This is a genomic window from Caballeronia sp. LZ062, assembly GCF_031450785.1.
Taxonomy (GTDB): Bacteria; Pseudomonadota; Gammaproteobacteria; order Burkholderiales; family Burkholderiaceae; genus Caballeronia.
In genome coordinates, this window is record NZ_JARTWB010000001.1 from 117,282 (window position 1) to 135,765 (window position 18,484).

Here is an 18,484-nt window from a genome sequence, read left to right on the forward strand (position 1 = left end):
AGTCAGCCGTTGTCGGCGAAACCCGGATACAGCGTCATGCCGCCATCGACGAGCAGCGTCGTGCCGACGACGTAATCGCTGTCATCGGAAGCGAGCCAGACGGCCGCGCGCCCGATATCGTCGACTTCGCCGATCCGTCCGTACGGCACGAGCGTCAGCAGCCGGTCGAGCGCCTCCTTCGAATCCCAGGCGTCCTGGTTGATCGGCGTGCGGATCGCGCCCGGCGCGATGGAATTGACGCGAATGCGCTGCGGCGCGACTTCCTGCGCGAGCGATTTCATCAGCATCTGAATGCCGCCTTTGGAGGAAGCGTAGTTCACGTGTCCTGCCCACGGAATCACTTCATGCACCGAACTCATGCAGATGATCTTGCCCAGTGCCTTCGAAACCGGCCGCGGTCCGCGCCGCAGGAACTCGCGTACCGCGCGCTGCGCCGTGAGGAATTGACCGGTGAGATTGGTCTCGATGACCTTGCGCCACTGCGCGAGCGTCATCTCGACGAACTTCGCGTCCTGCTGTAGCCCCGAATTCGCGACGACGATATCCACCGTGCCGTAGCGTTTCACGACGGCGTCGAACATGGCGTCGACGGCGTTCTCGTCGGAGACGTCCGCGCCGACGGCGAACGCCTCGCCGCCGGCCGACGTGATTTCGGCGGCCAGCTTTTCAGCCGGCTCGCCGTGTGAGTGATAGTTGATCGCGACGTGCGCGCCGGCGTCCGCCAGCGCCTTCGCGACACCCGCGCCGATGCCGGAACTGCCGCCGGTCACGAGCGCGATCTGGCCTGCGAGGGCTTTTTGCATGAGCCTTCCTGATGTCGGTTGATCCGGTGAGAGGCGGCAGCAAGGTGCGCGCCCGACATGCGACGCATTCTCACGCGCCGAGGAGTTGCCGGTACACCTCGGCGTAGCGTTGCGCCGCCGTCTCCCAGCCGAAGTTCTGGCTCATTGCGCGCTTCACGACCGTCTTCCATTCGGTGCGCCGCGCCTTGAGCGCAAACGCCCGGCGAATCGCGGCGACAATGCCCGCGCGCTCAAAGCGGTCGAAGACGAAGCCGGTCGCGGTGTCGTCGGCGAGATTTTCGAGCGAGCAATCGACGACCGTGTCCGCGAGGCCGCCCACGCAATGCACGAGCGGCAGCGAACCGTAGGCGAGCGCGTACAACTGCGTGAGCCCGCACGGCTCGAAACGCGAGGGCACCATCACGACGTCACTGCCCGCGATGATCGAATGCGACAGTGTCTCGTCGAAACCGAGTTCGACCGCCACCGCACCCGGATGCGCCGCTGCGGCGTTCTTGAGACCGGTTTCCAGCGCCGGATCGCCGGTGCCGAGCACCACGAGCTGCCCGCCGCGCTGGACGATCTCCGGCACGGCCGACAGCAGCAAATCGATCCCTTTCTGTTCCGTGAGGCGGCTGACGACGCCGAAGAGCAGCGCGTCCTCGTCACGGGCAAGGCCCATGCGTTCTTGTAGCGTCGTCTTGCACTTGCTCTTGCCGGCAGGCTTCGCGGCCGTGTAGCGCGAGGCAATGGCGTCGTCGACTGCGGGGCTCCAGATCGTATAGTCGACTCCGTTCAGGATGCCGCTGACATCGTGCGTGCGCGTTTGCAGCAGGCCGTGCAGGCCCGCGCCCTGGGCCTGAGTCTGAATCTCGCGGGCGTAGGTCGGGCTGACGGTCGTGATGCGGTCCGCGTAGTACAGACCGGCCTTCAGAAACGAAGTCTGACCGTAGAACTCGACGCCTTCCACCGCGAAGAAATCGGCCGGCAATTGCAGCGCGCCGAACTGCGACGCCGGAAACACACCCTGATACGCGAGGTTGTGCACCGTCATCACGCTCGGCACGCGCGGCGCGCCGCCACGCTCGAACGCGCGCAGATACGCGGGCGCGAGACCGGCGTGCCAGTCGTGCGCATGGACGATATGCGGCCGCCACGCGGGGTCGGCGCCCGTCGCGATGCGCGCGGCGCTCCAGCCGAGCAGCGCGAAGCGGCGGTCGCTGTCCGTGTACGGCTTGTGCGACGCATCGAGATACGGGTTGCCCGGACGGTCGTAGAACTGATCGGCGCGCACGACGTAGACCACGACGCCGTGTGGCTGCAACACGCCGCGTTCGAGCCGCACGTCGTCGGCGCCGAAGGCCGCGCCAAGACTGGCGACCGGCTGAATATCGGTCAGGCCTGCGAGCACTGCGGGAAAGCCCGGCAGCAGGACGCGCACGTCCGCGCCAAGTTGCGATTGCGCCGGCGGCAACGCGCCGACGACATCGGCGAGGCCGCCGGTTTTCAGAAGCGGAAACATCTCTGCTGCGGCATGCAGCACGCATACGGTCATCGGCGCTCCCGTCGGTTATCGATTGACTTCTTTTTCGGGCGAGCGGCACGCCCGCCCAGGCGCGGCGTGGCGATCAACGCGACCCGAGCCGCGCGAGCGCCTCGCGTGTGACGAGCGTGACGCCCGAGTCCGTGCGGAAGAACCGCGCGGCGTCTTCGTCCGGGTCTTCGCCGATCACGAGTCCTTCGGGCACCGTGCAACCCCGGTCGATCACCACGCGCTGCAATCGGCAACTCGGCCCCACCGTCACCTGAGGCAACAAGACTGCCTCATTGATGTTACAGAACGAGTGCACGCGCACCGCCGACGAAAACACCGACTTCGAAACCTGCGAGCCCGAAATCACGCAGCCGCCGCACACCAGCAGATTCGTGATGGCGCCTTGCTGGCCGTTCAGGTCGCGCACGAACTTGCCGGGCGGCAACTGTTCCTGATTGGTCCAGATCGGCCAATTGCGGTCGTAGAGGTCGAGTTGCGGAATGGTGGAAGCCAGATCGAGGTTCGCCGCCCAATACGCGTCGACGGTGCCGACATCGCGCCAATAGGCGGGCGCGTTCGGATCGTTGTCGGACGTGACGCAGGACATGCCGAACGGATGCGCGATCGCCCGGCCGCTCGTCACGACGCGCGGAATGATGTCCTTGCCGAAATCGTGATCCGTGCTCGACGCGGCGATGTTCTCTTCGAGCAGCTGATACAGATACTTCGCGCTGAAGACGTAGATGCCCATGCTCGCGAGCGCGATGTCGGGCTTGCCGGGCATCGCGGGCGGATCGGCGGGCTTCTCCAGAAAAGCGGTGACGCGGCGGTTTTCGTCCACGTGCATCACGCCGAAGGCCGTCGCCTCCATGCGCGGCACTTCGATGCAGCCGACCGTGCAGTCCGCGCCGCTCTCAACATGGTCGAGCACCATGCGCGTGTAATCCATCTTGTAGACGTGATCGCCCGCCAGCACGATGATGAACTCCGGCGCAATGGAACGGATGATGTCGAGGTTCTGGAACACGGCATCGGCTGTGCCGCGATACCAGCTCGAATCCACGCGCTGCTGCGCCGGCCAGATGTCGATGAACTCGTTGAACTCGCCGCGCAGGAAACCCCAGCCGCGCTGAAGATGGCGCAAGAGCGAATGCGCTTTGTACTGCGTGACGACCGCGATGCGTCGGATACCCGAGTTGAGGCAATTGGACAACGCAAAGTCGATGATGCGGTATTTGCCGCCGAAGTGGACCGCGGGTTTGACCCGCTTGTCCGTGAGCGGCCCGAGACGCGTGCCGCGCCCGCCGGCGAGGACGATTGCGAGGGTGGACTTCTGCAAGTCGGTGCGATTCTTTGACGGCGTCTCCATGTCGGCTCCTGATATGACCTGCGTCTGTTGATGTCGTGTGGGATGTCGTGCGGTGCTTCTTCCTCGTGGGTGGCGGCCGCTGCTTTGGACGGTGCGCGCGTTCATGTTCGTTGCATTATCGGCGCGCGGTCGAATTCGTGTGCTGCCTCCGTTCGATTTTTTGTTCACGGCAGGCGTGGGTCGCCGAGCGCATCTAGCAAGGCGCATGCCGAAGCGCGCACGACTGCGACGTTGCGTCGTCCCGTCGCGCTGTGACATGCGCGGGACTGGACAAAATGCGGCGGCGCACCTTATAACCGAGCACGCGATGCCGCACGGTGCATTGGCGCGGCACAATACAGAACGTCCCGCGAATCGGCTCTGACCGCTCTCACGCAAGCCCGGAATGACAACATGAACAATGTCCTGAGTATCCAGTCGCACGTCGTTTTCGGACACGCGGGCAATAGCGCGGCGGTCTTTCCCATGCGGCGGCTCGGCGTCAATGTCTGGCCGCTCAACACCGTGCAGTTCTCCAATCACACGCAGTACGGCCGCTGGACCGGCGGCGTCGTGGATGCCGAGGAGCTTCAGAGCGTGATCGAAGGCATCGGGGCGATCGGCGTATTGGCGCGCTGCAACGCGGTGCTCTCCGGTTATCTCGGCGCGACGGAGCAGGGCCGGGCGGTCGTCGAGATCGTCAAGCTGGTGAAGGCGGTCAACCCGCGCGCGCTCTATTTCTGCGATCCGGTGATGGGCGTCGAGGGCGGCTGCACGGTGGCGCCCGGCATCGAAGATTTTCTGGTGACGACGATGCCCGAAGTGGCCGATGCGATCATGCCGAATCACAACGAGCTGCAAAAGCTCACCGGCCGCACCATCGAGAACGTGGAGGAAGCCGTCGATGCCTGCCGCGAAGTCATCGCGCGTGGGCCGCGCACTGTGCTCGTCAAACATCTGCTCGATCGCAACAGCCGCGCCGATACGTTCAACATGCTTGCCGTCACCGCGAAGGAGGCGTGGTTCGCGCAACGGCCGCTGTATCCGTTTGCACGGCAGCCGGTCGGTGTCGGCGATCTGACGAGCGCGGTGTTCGTCGCGCGCACGCTGCTCGGCGATTCGCTCCGTAACGCGCTCGAACACACGCTCGCGGCGGTCAACGCCGTCGTGAAAGCGACCTACGACGCGGGCCGCTACGAACTGGAGATCGTGGCGTCGCAGGACGAGATCGCCAAGCCCACCGACCGCTTTCCCGCCATTCGCGTGAGCGGTAGCGCGCCCGCCAACGCGCGCTGAACGATTCAGGCGGTGGCCGCTGCCGCCATCGCTCTGAAGTTCTCGGGCGTCGCGAAGGCGAGATACTGCGCCTGCATGTCGGGCGTAAGGAATTCCAGCATCGTGCCGTTCTCGATCCAGAACTCGATCACGTCGAAGAAATGGTCGCCGCGCGTGCAACGCACCGCGCGCCAGCCTTCGCGCTCGCCGATCGCCAGCACTTCAGCGGCACTGTGCGGCGTCGCAATGGCCATATGGAACGCGCTGTACTGCGGCCGCTCGACGGTGCCCGCGCCGTAGCTCACGCTCGTCTCGTGTCCGCCGCCGGGCGTGATCACGCGATCGCTCGGGTACACCTCGATGATGCTGCCGCGGTCATCGCCCGCGACGGCCATCCACGCATCAGGGAACGGAGAGAAGGGCGCGGCGAAGCCGTCCCAGAGTTCGGCAAGCACATGCGCGACGTGCTGAGGATCGCGCGCGGGGATGGATGCGTGGAAGATCATGTGGAGCACTCCTATAAAGAGCGGCGCAATGGACGGGGCAGTGCGCGTTGGATGCTTTCACGCGGGGTCCGCCAATGTCAATTCGCGTAAGCCGCGACATTGCGGATTAATACTTTATTTTGTCTTCCCAATTCGATTTGTCTAGTTATTTGAATGACTAAAGCCGTGCGATTATCCGCGCGTGCCGAATGCACCGACAATTCCACTTGCGGCAATTAGGCTTGAACGTTACGCTTCGTCTCACCGGCGATTTACTCGATTCGCCGGTACACGCTTCTCACTTACTCGGACGTCTCGAGTAACTACAAATAGCGCCCCGTCAGGGCGTCATTCTGTGGCCAGTGCATGCAACGGGCTCATTCGACCGCATGCAAAAGCCATACGGCAAAACTTGCGCGCAGAGACCAGCGCCCCGAGCGAAACCCTCGTTTCGCCCGGTCTCGTATTGTTCGCGACGTTTTGTCGATGCTCGATTCACGCAGAGAAGGCATGCACGCGCATGCCATCGCGAAGCGTTGTGCTCTTAAACGCATGCCGCAACGAATTCATTTAACGATAGGCGGAGTTGAGACATGGAAGGAAAACATACTCATTGGATTGGCGCAGTCGCTTCGGCAGCCGCGTTAGTTTTACTCGCGAGTTGCGGCGGCGGTGGCGGCGGAACCAGTTCGAACGGCGCGGGCACGACCACGACCGGCAGCGGAAGCTCGTCGTCGGGCGGTTCTACCAACGCGACGCCGACGCTTGCCGCCGCGACGCAAGTCGTCGACGGGACAGCGCTGGGCGCGACGCAATGGTCGGACGCCTCGCCGACGAGCACCGGTCAGCAGGTCAGCGGGCTGAACTGCACGGTCGCGGGCAATACGTACAGCTACTCGCATCTGTCGATTTATCAGAACGGCAAGCAGCTGGCGCTGCCCGCGAATATCGGCACGGTCGCGCCGACGAACGCGCTCGAGACGGGCTGCGTCTATCCGGTGCATACGGACGACAACACCGGCAAGATCCGCATGGACGTGACGAGCAACACGACCTACACGCTCGGTCAGTTCTTCGCGGTGTGGGGCCAGCCGCTTTCTTCGACGAACGTCGCGGGCATCACGGGCACGGTCACGGCATGGGTGAACACGGGCGGCGCGCTCCAGCAATACACGGGTGATCTCGCGAGCCTGGTCTTGCCGCAGCATGGCGAAGTGACGCTTGCCATCGGCACGCCGCCCGCGCAGATTCCGACCTACACGTGGATCGATCCGCCGCCGTTCGACACCGCGCATCCGACCACGCTGGTGTACGGCGGAGTCGTCGGCACGACGGCTGCCTGGCCGACGGGCGGCAGCGCGACGGGCGCAACGATCGACGGCGTGACCTGCGCCTCGGGCATGGCCGAGACGTTCCACGTGCATTCGCACGTCGCGATCTTCAAGGACGGCCAGTGGCTGCAGTTCCCGCAGCAGATCGGGCTTCCGGGAACCTGCAACTACGAGATGCACACGCACGATCAGACCGGCATCATCCATATCGAAACGCCGACCGCGAAGACCTACACGCTCGGGCAGTTCTTCGATATCTGGGGCCAGCCGCTGACGACGACGAACGTCGCGGGCATCACGGGCAACGTCGTGGTCTACATCAACGACAACGGCGATTCCCGGCGCTATCTGGGCGATCCGCGCGATATCGTGCTGACCTCGCATCGGGACATCACGTTCCAGATCGGCTCGCCGGTCAGCTCGCTCGCCACGTACTCGTGGTATGAGCCGCAATAAGCGATAAGCGACAAGGGCCGCGCGAAGCGGCATCTAGGCAAACGGGTGGCGTTCGGTGAACGTCGCCCGTTTTTCGTTGCACGGGCGGTTTCGGGGCGGCGGGGTAAAAAAAAGCCGCCCGGGGTAGGCGGCGAGAGCGCGTCCGTTGCGAGACTGTCCCATGCGGGGGAACGGACGCGTGAGGAGACAACTGGATGCAGGTGAGTATCGCAAGGGGCGGCGGCCGTCTCAACCGGCATTTGGAAGCAGTGCGTTTCGCGTTCGCCGGATTATGGTGATTCGCGCATACGATCCGGCGTGCGCCACCGACTTGGGCTTATCCGACGCGAAACGCGTGCGTCGCGCGTTTCAGCATTCGCTCGACGGCATCATGCGCGGATAGCCAGGCTGCGCGGAATCGATCGTCGTGACGCATGCGCCCGGCTGGACGTCGAGCGTGCTGTCGATCTGCCGTTTGCCGCCGTCGCGCATCTGCACGCCATAGCGATATACCTTCGCCGTCTGCTCGGGAGTCTTGTCGAAGAGGCTCGTCAGATCGAAGCTCAATCCCGCGCCCGCGCCGATGCCACTCCAGCCGCCGCCACCGACGCCGCCTCCGCCCACGCCGACCGACGGCCCCGAGGACGATGCCGCGCCTGTCGTCACGGTCGTCAGATACTGCTTGTCCGCGATGCGGCCATTGGCGAGCCGGGCATCGGCCGGAAGCGCGCCCGATGCGCCGGGACCGGTTGCGCACGCCGCGAGGAGCGCGCACGCGATGGCGGCGGCGCCTGCCAGCGCCGGACGTTTGAACATGCGTTGATACGAATTCATTGCAGCCTTGATGGGAGCTTGAGTCACCCTCGATGGACGGCAAGCGTCCCGTGCCCGCTTAGCGGCGAAGCATCGCGCAAAAAAATGCCGCCCATGAGAGGGCGGCGAGCCGATGTTGCGCCGGCAGCCGGCATGCGCGGCTGAGGAAGGCGCACGCGCCGCGGCATGGTGCAATAGCGCGCGGGCCATTTGAAGCGGACTAATCCGATCCCCTCGCGGGCGGTTTAGTCCTTCAGCAGGAATTCCACCATTGCATCGCAGACGCGGCCGAACATCTGCGTGCCGGTGACGGTCGGGCAGCCCCGCGCGCGCGCCGCCTCGATGAACGGCGTGATCGGCGGCTTGGTCACGACATCGCCGATGAATGTCTTGGGCGCGAGGCGCGATACGTCGATGGGCAGCGGATCGCCCGGACGCATGCCCGCTGGCGACGCATTGACGACGATGTCGTACGCCTGCGCGTCGGCGTCGGCGTCGTCAGCGATGTTCACCGCGCCGCGTCCAAGCGACGCGAGCCGCGAGACGAGCGCGCTCGTGCGCGCGGCATCGAAGTCGCGAATGGCGAGCGACGCCACGCCCGCCTCGACGAGCGCATGTCCGATTGCCGAGCCTGCGCCGCCCGCGCCGATCAAGAGCGCGCGCTTCCCGGCCGGCCTGCAGCCGGCATCCGCGAGCGCCGCGACCATGCCGACGCCGTCGGACATGCCGCCGTGCCATGTGCCGTCGGCATTGCGCCTGAGCATGTTGGTCGCGCCGAGAAATTCGGATTCGCCGGTGAGCGTCCGGCAGTACTGCGCCGCGCTGAACTTGTGCGGCACGGTGATGATGATGCCGTCGACGTTCTGCATCGGCGTGACGCCGGCGAAGAACGCATCGAGGTCAGCCGGGGCGACATGCGCCGGAATGACGATCGCGTCGCGACCGGTCGCGCGCATGGCCGCTGTCACGCCGGACGGCGAGCGCACCTGCGCAATCGGATCGCCGACGATGAAATACACGCGGGTTGCGCCGTTCAAGCCTGCATCGAGCGATGCGGAAAAAGATGTGTCCTGCGCCATGCGTCGATTGCCTCCGATGTGGCGTCGCGTCGTGGTGAGCGCGAGCGAGGATGTGAGAAGAGTAAATCGCGGTTGTCGAACTGTAGTTGAAAATGGAATAGCATTCAACAAATGCATATTTCTTAGGAAGCAACTAACGGTCGGTTTTTCATCCCACCTCAACACTGGAGAAGTTCGCGATGAACAGAAAACGTCTGGCAATAGCCGGAGCGGGCGCCATCGGACGCATGCATATGGAGCGCGCGCAGCTGCATCCTGATTGCGAAGTGGTGGCCGTGGCGGACCCGTCGCCCGCATCGCAAGCGGTCGCGCAGACCCACGGCGCGCGCTGGTTCGAAAGCATCGATGCGATGCTCGATGCCGTGCATCCCGATGGCGTCATCGTCGCGACGCCCAACGCGGCGCATCTCGAAGCGGGGCTCGCGTGCATCGCGCGGCGTGTGCCGGCGCTCGTCGAAAAGCCGATTACCGATACCGTGGAGCAGGCGCGCCAGCTCGTCGATGCCGCGCGGCGTGCGGACGTGCCGCTCGTCGTCGGACATCAGCGCCGGCATAGCCCGATCCTCAAGCGCGCTCGGGAGATCGTGCAGAGCGGACGGCTCGGTCAGCCTGTGTCCACGAACGCACTTGCGACGTTCTACAAGCCGGAACCTTATTTCGAACTCGACTGGCGCAGAAAGCCGGGTGGCGGACCCGTGCTCATCAATCTGATCCACGACATCGACATGATGCGCTTTCTGCTGGGCGAGATCGCAGAGGTGCAGGCGTTGACGTCGAACCGCGTGCGCGGCTACGAAGTGGAAGACACGGCCGCCGTGCTGCTGCGGTTCGAGAACGGCGCGCTCGGCACGCTGACCGTGTCGGATTGCACGGTGGCGCCGTGGAACTGGGATCTCGCGGCGGGCGAGGCGGCGCATTATCCGCGGCAGAACGTGAATACGCACTTCATTTCGGGCACCGATGCATCGCTGACGCTGCCGTTGCTCGAGGTCTGGGAGTACCGCGCTGCGAAGGGATGGCACGACCCGCTGACCGTCGAGCGCACCGCGCCGCACTTCAGCGATCCGTATCACGAGCAATTGCGTCATTTCGCGGCGGTCATCGACGGCAACGAGACTCCGGTTTGCTCAGGCGAAGACGGGGCGCGCACGTTGGCCGCGACGCTGGCGGTGCATCGGTCGGCGAGGGAGCGGAGGGCGGTCGCGCCGGACGAATGAGCCTACAGCGCAGAAAACGCTTGGTGGTCGTCGCTACTTTGGAATAGGATTCCACATTCGAAGATAATTCCGAGGCGACGCAAATGAACCGGGCATCAAGCGATCTCAGCGATAACGAAACGTTCGATGTCGTCGTCATCGGCGCGGGCGGGGCGGGCATGTCGGCGGCACTCTTCGCCGCCATCGAAGGCGCCCGCGTGCTGCTCGTCGAAAGCACGGAATACGTCGGTGGGACCACCGCATACTCCGCGGGCACAACGTGGATTCCCGCGTCGATGCACATGGCAGCGGTTAATCCCGCCGATTCGTCCGCGAACGCCGAGGGCTTTCTGGATCGCGCGGTCGGTGAGCGCAGCCGCGCCGCGATGCGCCGCGCGTTTCTCGATGCCGGCCCAAAAGCGGTCGCGCATATCGAAGCGAACTCGGACGTGAAGTACCGGGCGCGCCCGTTCCATCCGGACTATTTGTCCGAACTGGAAGGCTCCACGCTGTGCGGCCGCGCGTTGGAACCCTTGCCTTTCGACGGACGCAAGCTCGGCGCCGCATTCGCACTGATTCGCGCGCCGATTCCCGAATTCACCGTGCTCGGCGGCATGATGGTGGACCGGGACGACGTCGCGCATCTGCTGAAAATGACGAAGTCGTTCGCTTCCTTCAGACACGCCGCGAAGCTGCTCGCGCGTCATGCGCGCGACCGCATGAGCGCGCCGCGCGGCACGCGTCTCGTGATGGGCAATGCGCTGATCGGCCGCCTGCTCTATTCGCTGCTTCAGCGCGGCGTCACGCTGCTCACGCGCACGAGCGTCGAGGCGCTGCACACGGGCGCGGGCGGCATCGAAGGCGTGACGCTCATGCAAAGCGGCACACGGCGGCGCGTTGCGGTGACGGGCGGCGTGATCCTCGCAAGCGGCGGCTTCAATCGCCACGCCTCGCGTCGCGCCGCGATGTTGCCGGGCGCCGATCCCGCGTGGTGTCCGGGCGCGCCGGGTCACACGGGCCGCGCGCAGGATCTTGCGCTCGAAGCAGGCGCGCGCTTCGGCGAAGGCGCCATGTCGCACGCATTCTGGGCGCCGGTGTCGGTGCGCAAGAGGGCGGACGGGACGACCGCCGTGTTCCCGCACTTCCTGATGGATCGCGGCAAGCCGGGCATGATCGTCGTCGATCAAAACGGCGAGCGTTTTCTGAACGAAAGCACGTCGTATCACCTCTTCGGCATCGCGATGCAGGAAGCCAACCGCACGACGCCTTCCGTGCCCGCGTATCTCATTACGGATACCGAAGGATTGCGCAAGTATGGTCTCGGCATGGTGCGTCCGGGCGGCAAAGGACTCGCGCCGTTCCTCGCAGACGGCTATCTGACGCAGGCCAGCACGCTCGACGCACTGGCCGGAAAGCTCTGCATCGACGCGGTGCGGCTCGCGAAGAGCGTATCGCGCATGAACCGCTATGCGCGAACGGGCGTCGATGCGGAGTTTCATCGCGGCACCACCGACTATCAACGCGCGAACGGCGACGCCAGCTGGACCGGCCCGAATCCGTGTCTCGGGCCGATCGAGCGCGCGCCGTTCTACGCGGTGCGGCTCTATCCGGGCGACATCGGCGCGGCGACGGGCCTCGTCACCGATACGCACGCGCGCGTGCTCGACCGCGACGACCAGCCGATCGGCGGTTTGTATGCGGTGGGCAACGACATGCAATCCGTGATGGGCGGCGTCTATCCGGGGCCGGGCATCACGCTCGGGCCGGGACTTGCGTTCGCGTATCTCGCCGGACGGCACGCGGCGGCGCGCGTCCAACGAACCGCTTCGAGCACTGCGCACAGCCGCGCGAACGACACGACGAGCCCCGCATGTTGACACGAAGCGATTCTCCGTCGGATGTGCCGCCCGTGCTGCAATGCGACGTGCTCGTGCTCGGCTCCGGCGCGGGCGGTCTTTCCACGGCGGTCACGGCCGCGACGCTCGGCCTCTCGGTCATCGTCTGCGAGAAGGAAGACGTGTTCGGCGGTACGACCGCGTGGTCCGGCGGCTGGATGTGGATTCCGCACAATCCGCTCGCGGTGCGCGCGGGCATCGTCGAACAGGCGGACGCGCCGCGCGCTTATCTGCAAAGCGAACTGGGCGCGCACTTCGACGCCGCAAAAGCTGCCGCGCTCATCGAGCACGGTCCGCGCATGATTGACTTCTTCGAGACGAACACGTCGATGCGTTTCATCGACGGCAACCGCATTCCCGACTTTCACACGACGCACGGCGCGGCGACGGGCGGGCGTTCCGTCTGCGCGATGCCGTTCGATGGCCGCGAACTCGGCGCGCTCATCGGCAAGCTGCGCCCGCCGCTCGCGGAAATGACGGTCAACGGGATGGCGATCGCATCGGGGCAAGACCTCGCGCATTTTCTGAACGCGACGCGCTCGGTTCGGTCCGCGTGGCACGTCGCGAGACGTCTCGCCATGTTCGCCGCGCACAAGCTGCGCCATGGTCGGTCGATGCATCTCGTAAACGGTAATGCGCTCGTTGCGCGGCTGCTGAAATCCGCGGCGGATCGCGGCGTGCAACTGAGAACGCGGGCGAAGGCCATGGAACTCTTGCGGGACGGCGACCGCGTCACTGGCGCGCATGTAGAAATCGAAGGGGTCTTGCATCGGATCGACGCGCGGCGCGGCGTCGTGCTCGCCTGCGGCGGCTATCCGCACGATGTGGCCCGCCGCGCGCAGACATTCTCGTACACGCCAACGGGCAAAGAACACTGGTCGGCGGCGCCGCGCAGCAATACGGGCGATGGAATCCGCATCGGCGAAGCGGCCGGCGCGCATTTCGATGCCGCCGGCCAAGCGCCCGCCGCGTGGGCGCCGGTGTCGCTCGTTCCGAAGCCCGACGGCGAGCCGGTCGCTTTCCCGCATCTGATCGAGCGCGGCAAGCCGGGCGTGATCGCGGTGAGGCCCGACGGCACGCGCTTCGTGAACGAGGCGTCGTCCTATTACGACTTTATCGACGCGCTGCTGCGCGCCACGCCCGCCAGTGACGAGGTGTGTGCGTGGCTCGTCTGCGATCACCGGTTCCAGCGGCGTTACGGGCTCGGCTTCGCGAAGCCGTATCCGTTTCCGCTCGCGGCGTATGAACGCTCCGGCTATCTGCAAAGCGCGCCGACGCTCGACGCGCTGGCGGAACGTTGCGGCATCGACGCGCACGGCTTGCGCGAAACCATCGCCGCCTACAACGCCCACGCCGCGCAAGGCCGCGATCCGGCGTTCGGGCGCGGCTCGACGCCCTACAACCGCATGCAGGGCGATGCATCGCACCGGCCGAATCCGTGCGTCGCGCCGATTCTCGACGGCCCGTTTCACGCGGTCAAAGTGCTGCCCGGCAGCCTCGGCACCTTCGCGGGCCTCGCGACCGACGCCCGCGCCCGCGTGCTCGACGCACGGCACGCGCCGGTTCCGGGCCTGTTTGCCGTCGGCAACGACGCAGCCAGCATGATGGGCGGCCACTATCCGGCGGGCGGCATCACGCTCGGTCCCGCCATGACCTTCGGCTATCTCGCAGGGCGCGAACTCGCGCAGCTTTCGGGCGAGGAAGCTGCCGCCGACGAATCTCTATCCAACGAAGCAAGGACGCTGCAATGACTCTGTACGACACAGTGACGCTGACCGTGAAAATCGGCACGAACGCGCAGGTTTTCGAGCGCATCACGGCGAGCGGCAATCAACCCGGCTCGACGCTGCTCGGCTGCTGGTACTCGGATATCGGCGAGCTCGGCAAGGTGATGGTGCTGCGCGGGTTCGCATCCGAGACGGCGCTGATTGCGGAACGACGACGGCTTTTGCTCGAAGGCAACCCGTTCGGCTGCGGCGAATTTATCGTTGATGTGGAAGTGAACAGCTATGCGCTCTTTCCGTTTCTCCCGCCGATTCAGCCCGCGGAGCATGGCGGCATCTACGAGATGCGCGTCTACGGCACGAAACTGGCGAGCCTTCAGCACACCATCGACGCGTGGCAGAACGCGGTACCCGAGCGCACGCAACGCTCGCCGCTGATCGGCGCGATGTACGCGCTCGACGGCGCCGTGCCGCGCTTCCTGAACATCTGGCCGTACAAGAGCGTGGACGAGCGCTCGCGCATCCGCGCCGAAGCGGTGAAGGACGGGATCTGGCCGCCGAAGGGCGGACCGGCGCATCTGACGACGATGGAAGCCACCATCTACGTGCCCGCGCCGTTCTCGCCGCTGCGCTGAAGGAGCGACGATGCGCACACGCAAACTATCGCTGTCCGCACTGACGGTGCTGGAGTTGACGCCGCCGCAGATGGTCGAATGCGCCGCCAAGGCGGGCTACGACTTCGTCGGCTTGCGGATTCTGCCCGCGACGGAGACGGAGGTCCGGCACGAGATCATCGGTGCGACGCCGCTTCTGCGCGAAACGCTCGCGGCGCTCAAGGACACGGGCATCGGCGTGCTCGATACCGAAATTCTGCGGCTGAAACCGGACACCGACGTGACCGCCTACGAGCCGATGCTCGACACGGCCGCGCAACTCGGCGCGCGCTATGTGCTCGTCGCGGGCAACGATCCCGACGAGGCGCGCACGGCAGACAGACTCGCGCAGCTTTGCGACATCGCGCGGCCATACGACCTCGCGCCTTCGCTGGAACCGATGCCGTGGACGGACGTGAAGGACATCGTGCAGGGCGCGCGCATCGTAAAGGCGGCACGGCGCGCGAACACGGGGCTGATCGTCGATCCGATTCACTTCGACCGCACGAACTCGTCGGTCGAAACGCTGCGCGCGTTGCCGCGCGAATACTTCGGTTATCTGCAGTTCTGCGACGCGCCCGCCGCGCGCCCGGCGGATGTCGAGACGCTGCTGTATCAGGCGCGATGCGCGCGCATGATTCCGGGCGAAGGCGGCATCGATCTCGCGAGCATCCTTCGCGCGCTGCCGGACGATTTGCCGCTCTCCATCGAAGCGCCGATGCAGGAGTGGTCGAAGACGGCAAGCGCGCTGCAACGTGCGACGCGGCTGCGTGAGGCCACGCTTGCCGTGCTCGCCGGAACGTATGGTTGAATTCCGGGCTGGAATCGTGTTCTCATTCGCAATCGCAACATGAAGAGAACGGAACATGGCAGGAAATCTGGAGCGCGCGCTGGCCATCATCGAGCTGCTCGCCAGGAACGGCGGGCGCATGCCGCTCGCCACCATCGCGGATACGCTCAACATTCCGCGCAGCGGCACGCACCGGCTGCTCGCCATGCTGATCGATGAAGGCTATGTCCGTCAGGACGAGGATCACGGCGAGTACATGCTTGCGCTCAAGCTCGTGTCGCTCGCGCTGATCTACTTGTCGACGGGAGGCGTGCTCGATGTCTCGCAGCCGGTGCTGGACCGGCTCGCGGCGGCCTCGGGCGAACTGGCGCGGCTCGGCGTGGTCGAGGACGATCACATCACGTTCGTCGGCAAGGCGCAGGGCGCCAAGTCCGGCCTGCGCTACGACCCGGACATGGGCAGCCAGCCGCCGCTGCATTGCACGGCGAGCGGGCAGGCGTGGCTGTCGTCGCTGTCGGATGAAGAGGCGCTCGCGCTCGTCGCGAAGCAGGGCGGCCTCGGCAAGCCGGGGCAAGGCGGCCCGAAGGCGCCGAGGACGATCCAGCAGTTTCTGTCAGACCTGCACGCGGCGCGAAAGCGCGGCTACGGTATCGCGAGCGAGACCTACGAAGCCGGCATGACGTCGATGGCCGCGCCGATTCATCATCCGGTGACGGGCGTGGTCGTGGGCGTGGTGAGCCTCGCGGGGCCGACGAGCCGTCTGCCCGACGCGCGTCTTAAGGAACTCGCGCCCGCGTTGCTGGAGGCCGCGTCCGATATGGGCGCTGCGACGTTGAGCTCGCCGTACTTCAAACGTTCCGAACCGAAACCTGAGCCGCGCGATGATCAAGCGGTCGCGGGCAAGAAGACGAAGCGCGGCGCCACGGCGCGCTGAGCGGTCGCGCCGCGCTCGCGCGCAATTCCCGGTTCGACGCGTCGCGTCTGCACTATGCTTTGCAGATCAAGCCCGTTCCGAGGCCGATCATGACAGCCGCGACCGCCATCGCTCCCGCGCGTGAACTCAACGACTTGCCGTCGCCGCGCGGCCTGCCGCTCATCGGCAACCTGCATCAGCTTGCGCCCGCCACGCACCATCTCACGCTGGAACGCTGGGCCGCGGAACTCGGCACGCCGTATCTTTTTCGTCTCGGCCGCACGCCGGTGACGGTGTGGTCGGACATCGAACTGAGCCATGCGGTGATGCGCGAGCGGCCGCATCGCTATCGGCGTTACGAGCCGATCGAAGCGGTGCTGAAGGAATTCGGCTGCAACGGGCTGTTTTCGGTCGAAGGCGAGGCATGGCTGCCGCAACGCCGCCTCGTGATGCAGGCGCTCTCCATTCCGCACATCAAGGCGTTCTATCCGACCCTCGCCGCCATCACCGACCGGCTGCGGCGGCGCTGGGAAGCGGCCGCGCGCGATGGGCGCATTGTCGACATGATCGAGGATCTCAAGCGCTTCACCGTCGATGTGACGAGCGCGCTCGCGTTCGGCGAAGATCCGAACACGCTGGAAAAGGACGGCGACGTCATTCAGCAGCATCTGGCGCTGCTACTGCCCATGCTCATGTCGCGCGTGAACGCGCCGTTCGCTTACTGGCGCTATGTGAAGATGCCGGGCGACCGCCGGTTCGATCACGCGATCGCGGAAGTGCATCGCTACATTCGCGCGCTCATGGCGCGTGCGCGCGCACGCATGCAGCCGCAGCAGGACGAGCCGCGCAATCTGCTCGAAGCGATGCTCGCCCTGCGCGATGCCCCCGGCTCCGGCATCACCGACGACGATGTGGCCGCGAACGTCATGACGCTGCTCGTCGCCGGCGAGGACACCACCGCGACGTCGATCGCGTGGGCGCTGCTGTTCCTGGGCGCGGACGAAGCACTTCAGGCGCGCATTGCCGGCGATGCCCGCCGCGCACTCGGCGACGCGCCCGTGTGTCCGAGCTACGACGCACTGCGCGAACTCGATTCGTGCGAAGCCGTCTGCACGGAAGCGGGCCGCCTGCATCCGGTCGCGCCGTATCTCTCGTTCGAGCCGCTGGAGGACGTGCGGCTTTTGGGCGTGCGCCTGCCGGCCGGCACCAAGATGTTCATGCTGAATCGCCCGGCCATGATGGATGCGCGTCATTTCGCCGATGCCGCTCGCTACGATCCCGAGCGTTGGCTGCGCAATCGTCGACGTGAAGCAAACGCCGCCGCGCACGACACGCGCGCCTGGCTGCAGTTCGGCGCGGGGCCGCGCGTGTGTCCGGGGCGGCATCTGGCGTCGGTGGAAATGCGGCTCGTCGTGTCGATGCTCGCGGCGAACTTCGTCTCGCGGCTGGCGACCGATCCGGCGAACATCCACGAAGTGTGCGCATTCACGATGGTGCCGAGCGAAATGCCGATGCGCCTACAGATGCGCGATATCGCGCCGAAGGGCGGCTCCACGCATTAAGCAGGCACGCCGCCGCCCGTCGCCATCCAGAGCACTTCGGCGTCTTCATCGCTCGTGGAGATGGCCGCATGTCCCGTGCGGCTGTCGAAGTAGATGCTGTCACCCGCGTTCAGATGCGTCGGCGCGTAGAGTTCCGAGTACAGGCAGACGCTGCCGCTGATCACGTACAGAAATTCCTCGCCTTCGTGACGGCCCCAGTCGTCGAAGGCGTCGAGCGTATGCGCGGAAATGCGGATGCGAAACGGCAGCATCGCCTTGTGCGCGAGTTCGGTGGCGAGCACTTCCATCTGATATCCGCGATACGCGTGGCGCTGGCCCTGATCGCGCCGAGTGAGTGCGCGCCTTCCGCTCGCGCTCGGCGCGCTCACGTTACCGAAAAGCTCGGAGAGGTCGATCCGCAAGCCGCGCACGATCTTCTGAAGCACGTCGAACGTAGGCGACATCAGCTCGTTCTCAATCTTGGACAGCGCCGAGCGCGACACGCCGCACAAGCGGCTGGCCGTTTCGAGCGTCATGTCCTGCGCGACGCGCGCCTGTCTGACGCGCCGGCCGAGATCGGCTGCGGACTGCTCGGGTGCTTGCTGGCTTCGAGTCGTTGTCATGGTGAGGCGGGAAATTTTGTTTCCGATAATAACACCGGCGCGAAAAATGGCGCCGCCGCTCAATGCT

The 18,484-nt window shown here is 65.7% G+C and carries 16 protein-coding genes; 9 read left to right on the plus strand and 7 right to left on the minus strand.

All coding sequences use genetic code 11. From position 1 onward, the window contains the following. Positions 1–2: 2 nt before the first annotated feature. The 3 genes from P9239_RS00645 to glgC all read right to left on the minus strand — a co-directional run bounded on the left by P9239_RS00645 (position 3) and on the right by glgC (position 3,685). Positions 3–803: an SDR family oxidoreductase gene (locus tag P9239_RS00645; RefSeq protein ID WP_309748587.1), complete on the minus strand. Its 801-nt coding sequence runs from the start codon at positions 801–803 to the stop codon at positions 3–5. A 70-nt stretch (positions 804–873) separates the two neighbouring features. Continuing rightward, positions 874–2,337 (minus strand): glycogen synthase GlgA, encoded by a 1,464-nt coding sequence (glgA, locus tag P9239_RS00650; protein WP_309748588.1) that lies wholly within the window; start codon positions 2,335–2,337, stop codon positions 874–876. A 73-nt stretch (positions 2,338–2,410) separates the two neighbouring features. Then, positions 2,411–3,685 (minus strand): glucose-1-phosphate adenylyltransferase, encoded by a 1,275-nt coding sequence (glgC, locus tag P9239_RS00655; RefSeq protein ID WP_309748589.1) that lies wholly within the window; start codon positions 3,683–3,685, stop codon positions 2,411–2,413. A 393-nt stretch (positions 3,686–4,078) separates the two neighbouring features. On the opposite strand from glgC, the gene pdxY reads away from it, so the two are divergent. Beyond that, the gene (pdxY, locus tag P9239_RS00660) at positions 4,079–4,960 is read left to right on the plus strand and encodes a pyridoxal kinase PdxY (RefSeq protein WP_309748590.1); all 882 of its coding nucleotides are present in this window, start codon (positions 4,079–4,081) and stop codon (positions 4,958–4,960) included. 5 nt (positions 4,961–4,965) lie between these two features. Here the strand turns inward: pdxY and P9239_RS00665 are convergent, their stop codons facing one another. Further along, positions 4,966–5,445 carry a hypothetical protein gene (locus P9239_RS00665; RefSeq protein ID WP_309748591.1) on the minus strand — a complete coding sequence of 160 codons (480 nt, stop codon included), beginning with the start codon at positions 5,443–5,445 and terminating at the stop codon, positions 4,966–4,968. A gap of 572 nt (positions 5,446–6,017) precedes the next feature. Here P9239_RS00665 and P9239_RS00670 point away from each other — a divergent pair. Beyond that, a complete protein-coding gene (locus tag P9239_RS00670; RefSeq protein ID WP_309748592.1) occupies positions 6,018–7,211 on the plus strand; it encodes a hypothetical protein in 1,194 nt (397 codons plus the stop codon). Positions 7,212–7,559: 348 nt separating this feature from the next. Here P9239_RS00670 and P9239_RS00675 read toward each other — a convergent pair whose 3' ends face one another. Together P9239_RS00675 and P9239_RS00680 are read right to left on the minus strand one after the other, a co-directional pair. Beyond that, positions 7,560–8,024, minus strand: coding sequence for a hypothetical protein (locus P9239_RS00675; RefSeq protein WP_309748593.1), 465 nt, complete (start codon positions 8,022–8,024; stop codon positions 7,560–7,562). A gap of 224 nt (positions 8,025–8,248) precedes the next feature. Next, positions 8,249–9,082, minus strand: coding sequence for a shikimate dehydrogenase (locus P9239_RS00680; protein ID WP_309748594.1), 834 nt, complete (start codon positions 9,080–9,082; stop codon positions 8,249–8,251). Positions 9,083–9,261: 179 nt separating this feature from the next. Between P9239_RS00680 and P9239_RS00685 the strand changes: the two genes are divergently transcribed. The 7 genes from P9239_RS00685 to P9239_RS00715 all read left to right on the plus strand — a co-directional run bounded on the left by P9239_RS00685 (position 9,262) and on the right by P9239_RS00715 (position 17,815). Beyond that, positions 9,262–10,299: a Gfo/Idh/MocA family oxidoreductase gene (locus P9239_RS00685; protein ID WP_309748595.1), complete on the plus strand. Its 1,038-nt coding sequence runs from the start codon at positions 9,262–9,264 to the stop codon at positions 10,297–10,299. Positions 10,300–10,382: 83 nt separating this feature from the next. After that, positions 10,383–12,155, plus strand: a complete 1,773-nt coding sequence (locus P9239_RS00690; protein WP_309748596.1) for an FAD-dependent oxidoreductase — start codon at positions 10,383–10,385, stop codon at positions 12,153–12,155. After that, a complete protein-coding gene (locus P9239_RS00695) occupies positions 12,149–13,924 on the plus strand; it encodes an FAD-dependent oxidoreductase (protein WP_309748597.1) in 1,776 nt (591 codons plus the stop codon). The genes P9239_RS00690 and P9239_RS00695 overlap by 7 nt, the downstream gene beginning before the upstream one ends. Next, on the plus strand, positions 13,921–14,532 hold the full coding sequence (locus P9239_RS00700; protein WP_309748598.1) for an NIPSNAP family protein: 612 nt from the start codon (positions 13,921–13,923) through the stop codon (positions 14,530–14,532). The genes P9239_RS00695 and P9239_RS00700 overlap by 4 nt, the downstream gene beginning before the upstream one ends. Positions 14,533–14,542: 10 nt before the next feature. Continuing rightward, the gene (locus P9239_RS00705; protein WP_309748599.1) at positions 14,543–15,361 is read left to right on the plus strand and encodes a sugar phosphate isomerase/epimerase; all 819 of its coding nucleotides are present in this window, start codon (positions 14,543–14,545) and stop codon (positions 15,359–15,361) included. 55 nt (positions 15,362–15,416) lie between these two features. Then, positions 15,417–16,274: an IclR family transcriptional regulator gene (locus tag P9239_RS00710; RefSeq protein ID WP_309748600.1), complete on the plus strand. Its 858-nt coding sequence runs from the start codon at positions 15,417–15,419 to the stop codon at positions 16,272–16,274. Positions 16,275–16,363: 89 nt separating this feature from the next. Next, entirely contained in the window at positions 16,364–17,815 is a 1,452-nt protein-coding gene (locus tag P9239_RS00715) for a cytochrome P450 (protein ID WP_309748601.1), read from the plus strand. On the opposite strand, the gene P9239_RS00720 is transcribed toward P9239_RS00715, so the two are convergent. After that, positions 17,812–18,417: an XRE family transcriptional regulator gene (locus P9239_RS00720; protein WP_309748602.1), complete on the minus strand. Its 606-nt coding sequence runs from the start codon at positions 18,415–18,417 to the stop codon at positions 17,812–17,814. The two genes, P9239_RS00715 and P9239_RS00720, sit on opposite strands and share 4 nt — an antisense overlap. Between the last annotated feature and the right edge of the window lie 67 nt (positions 18,418–18,484).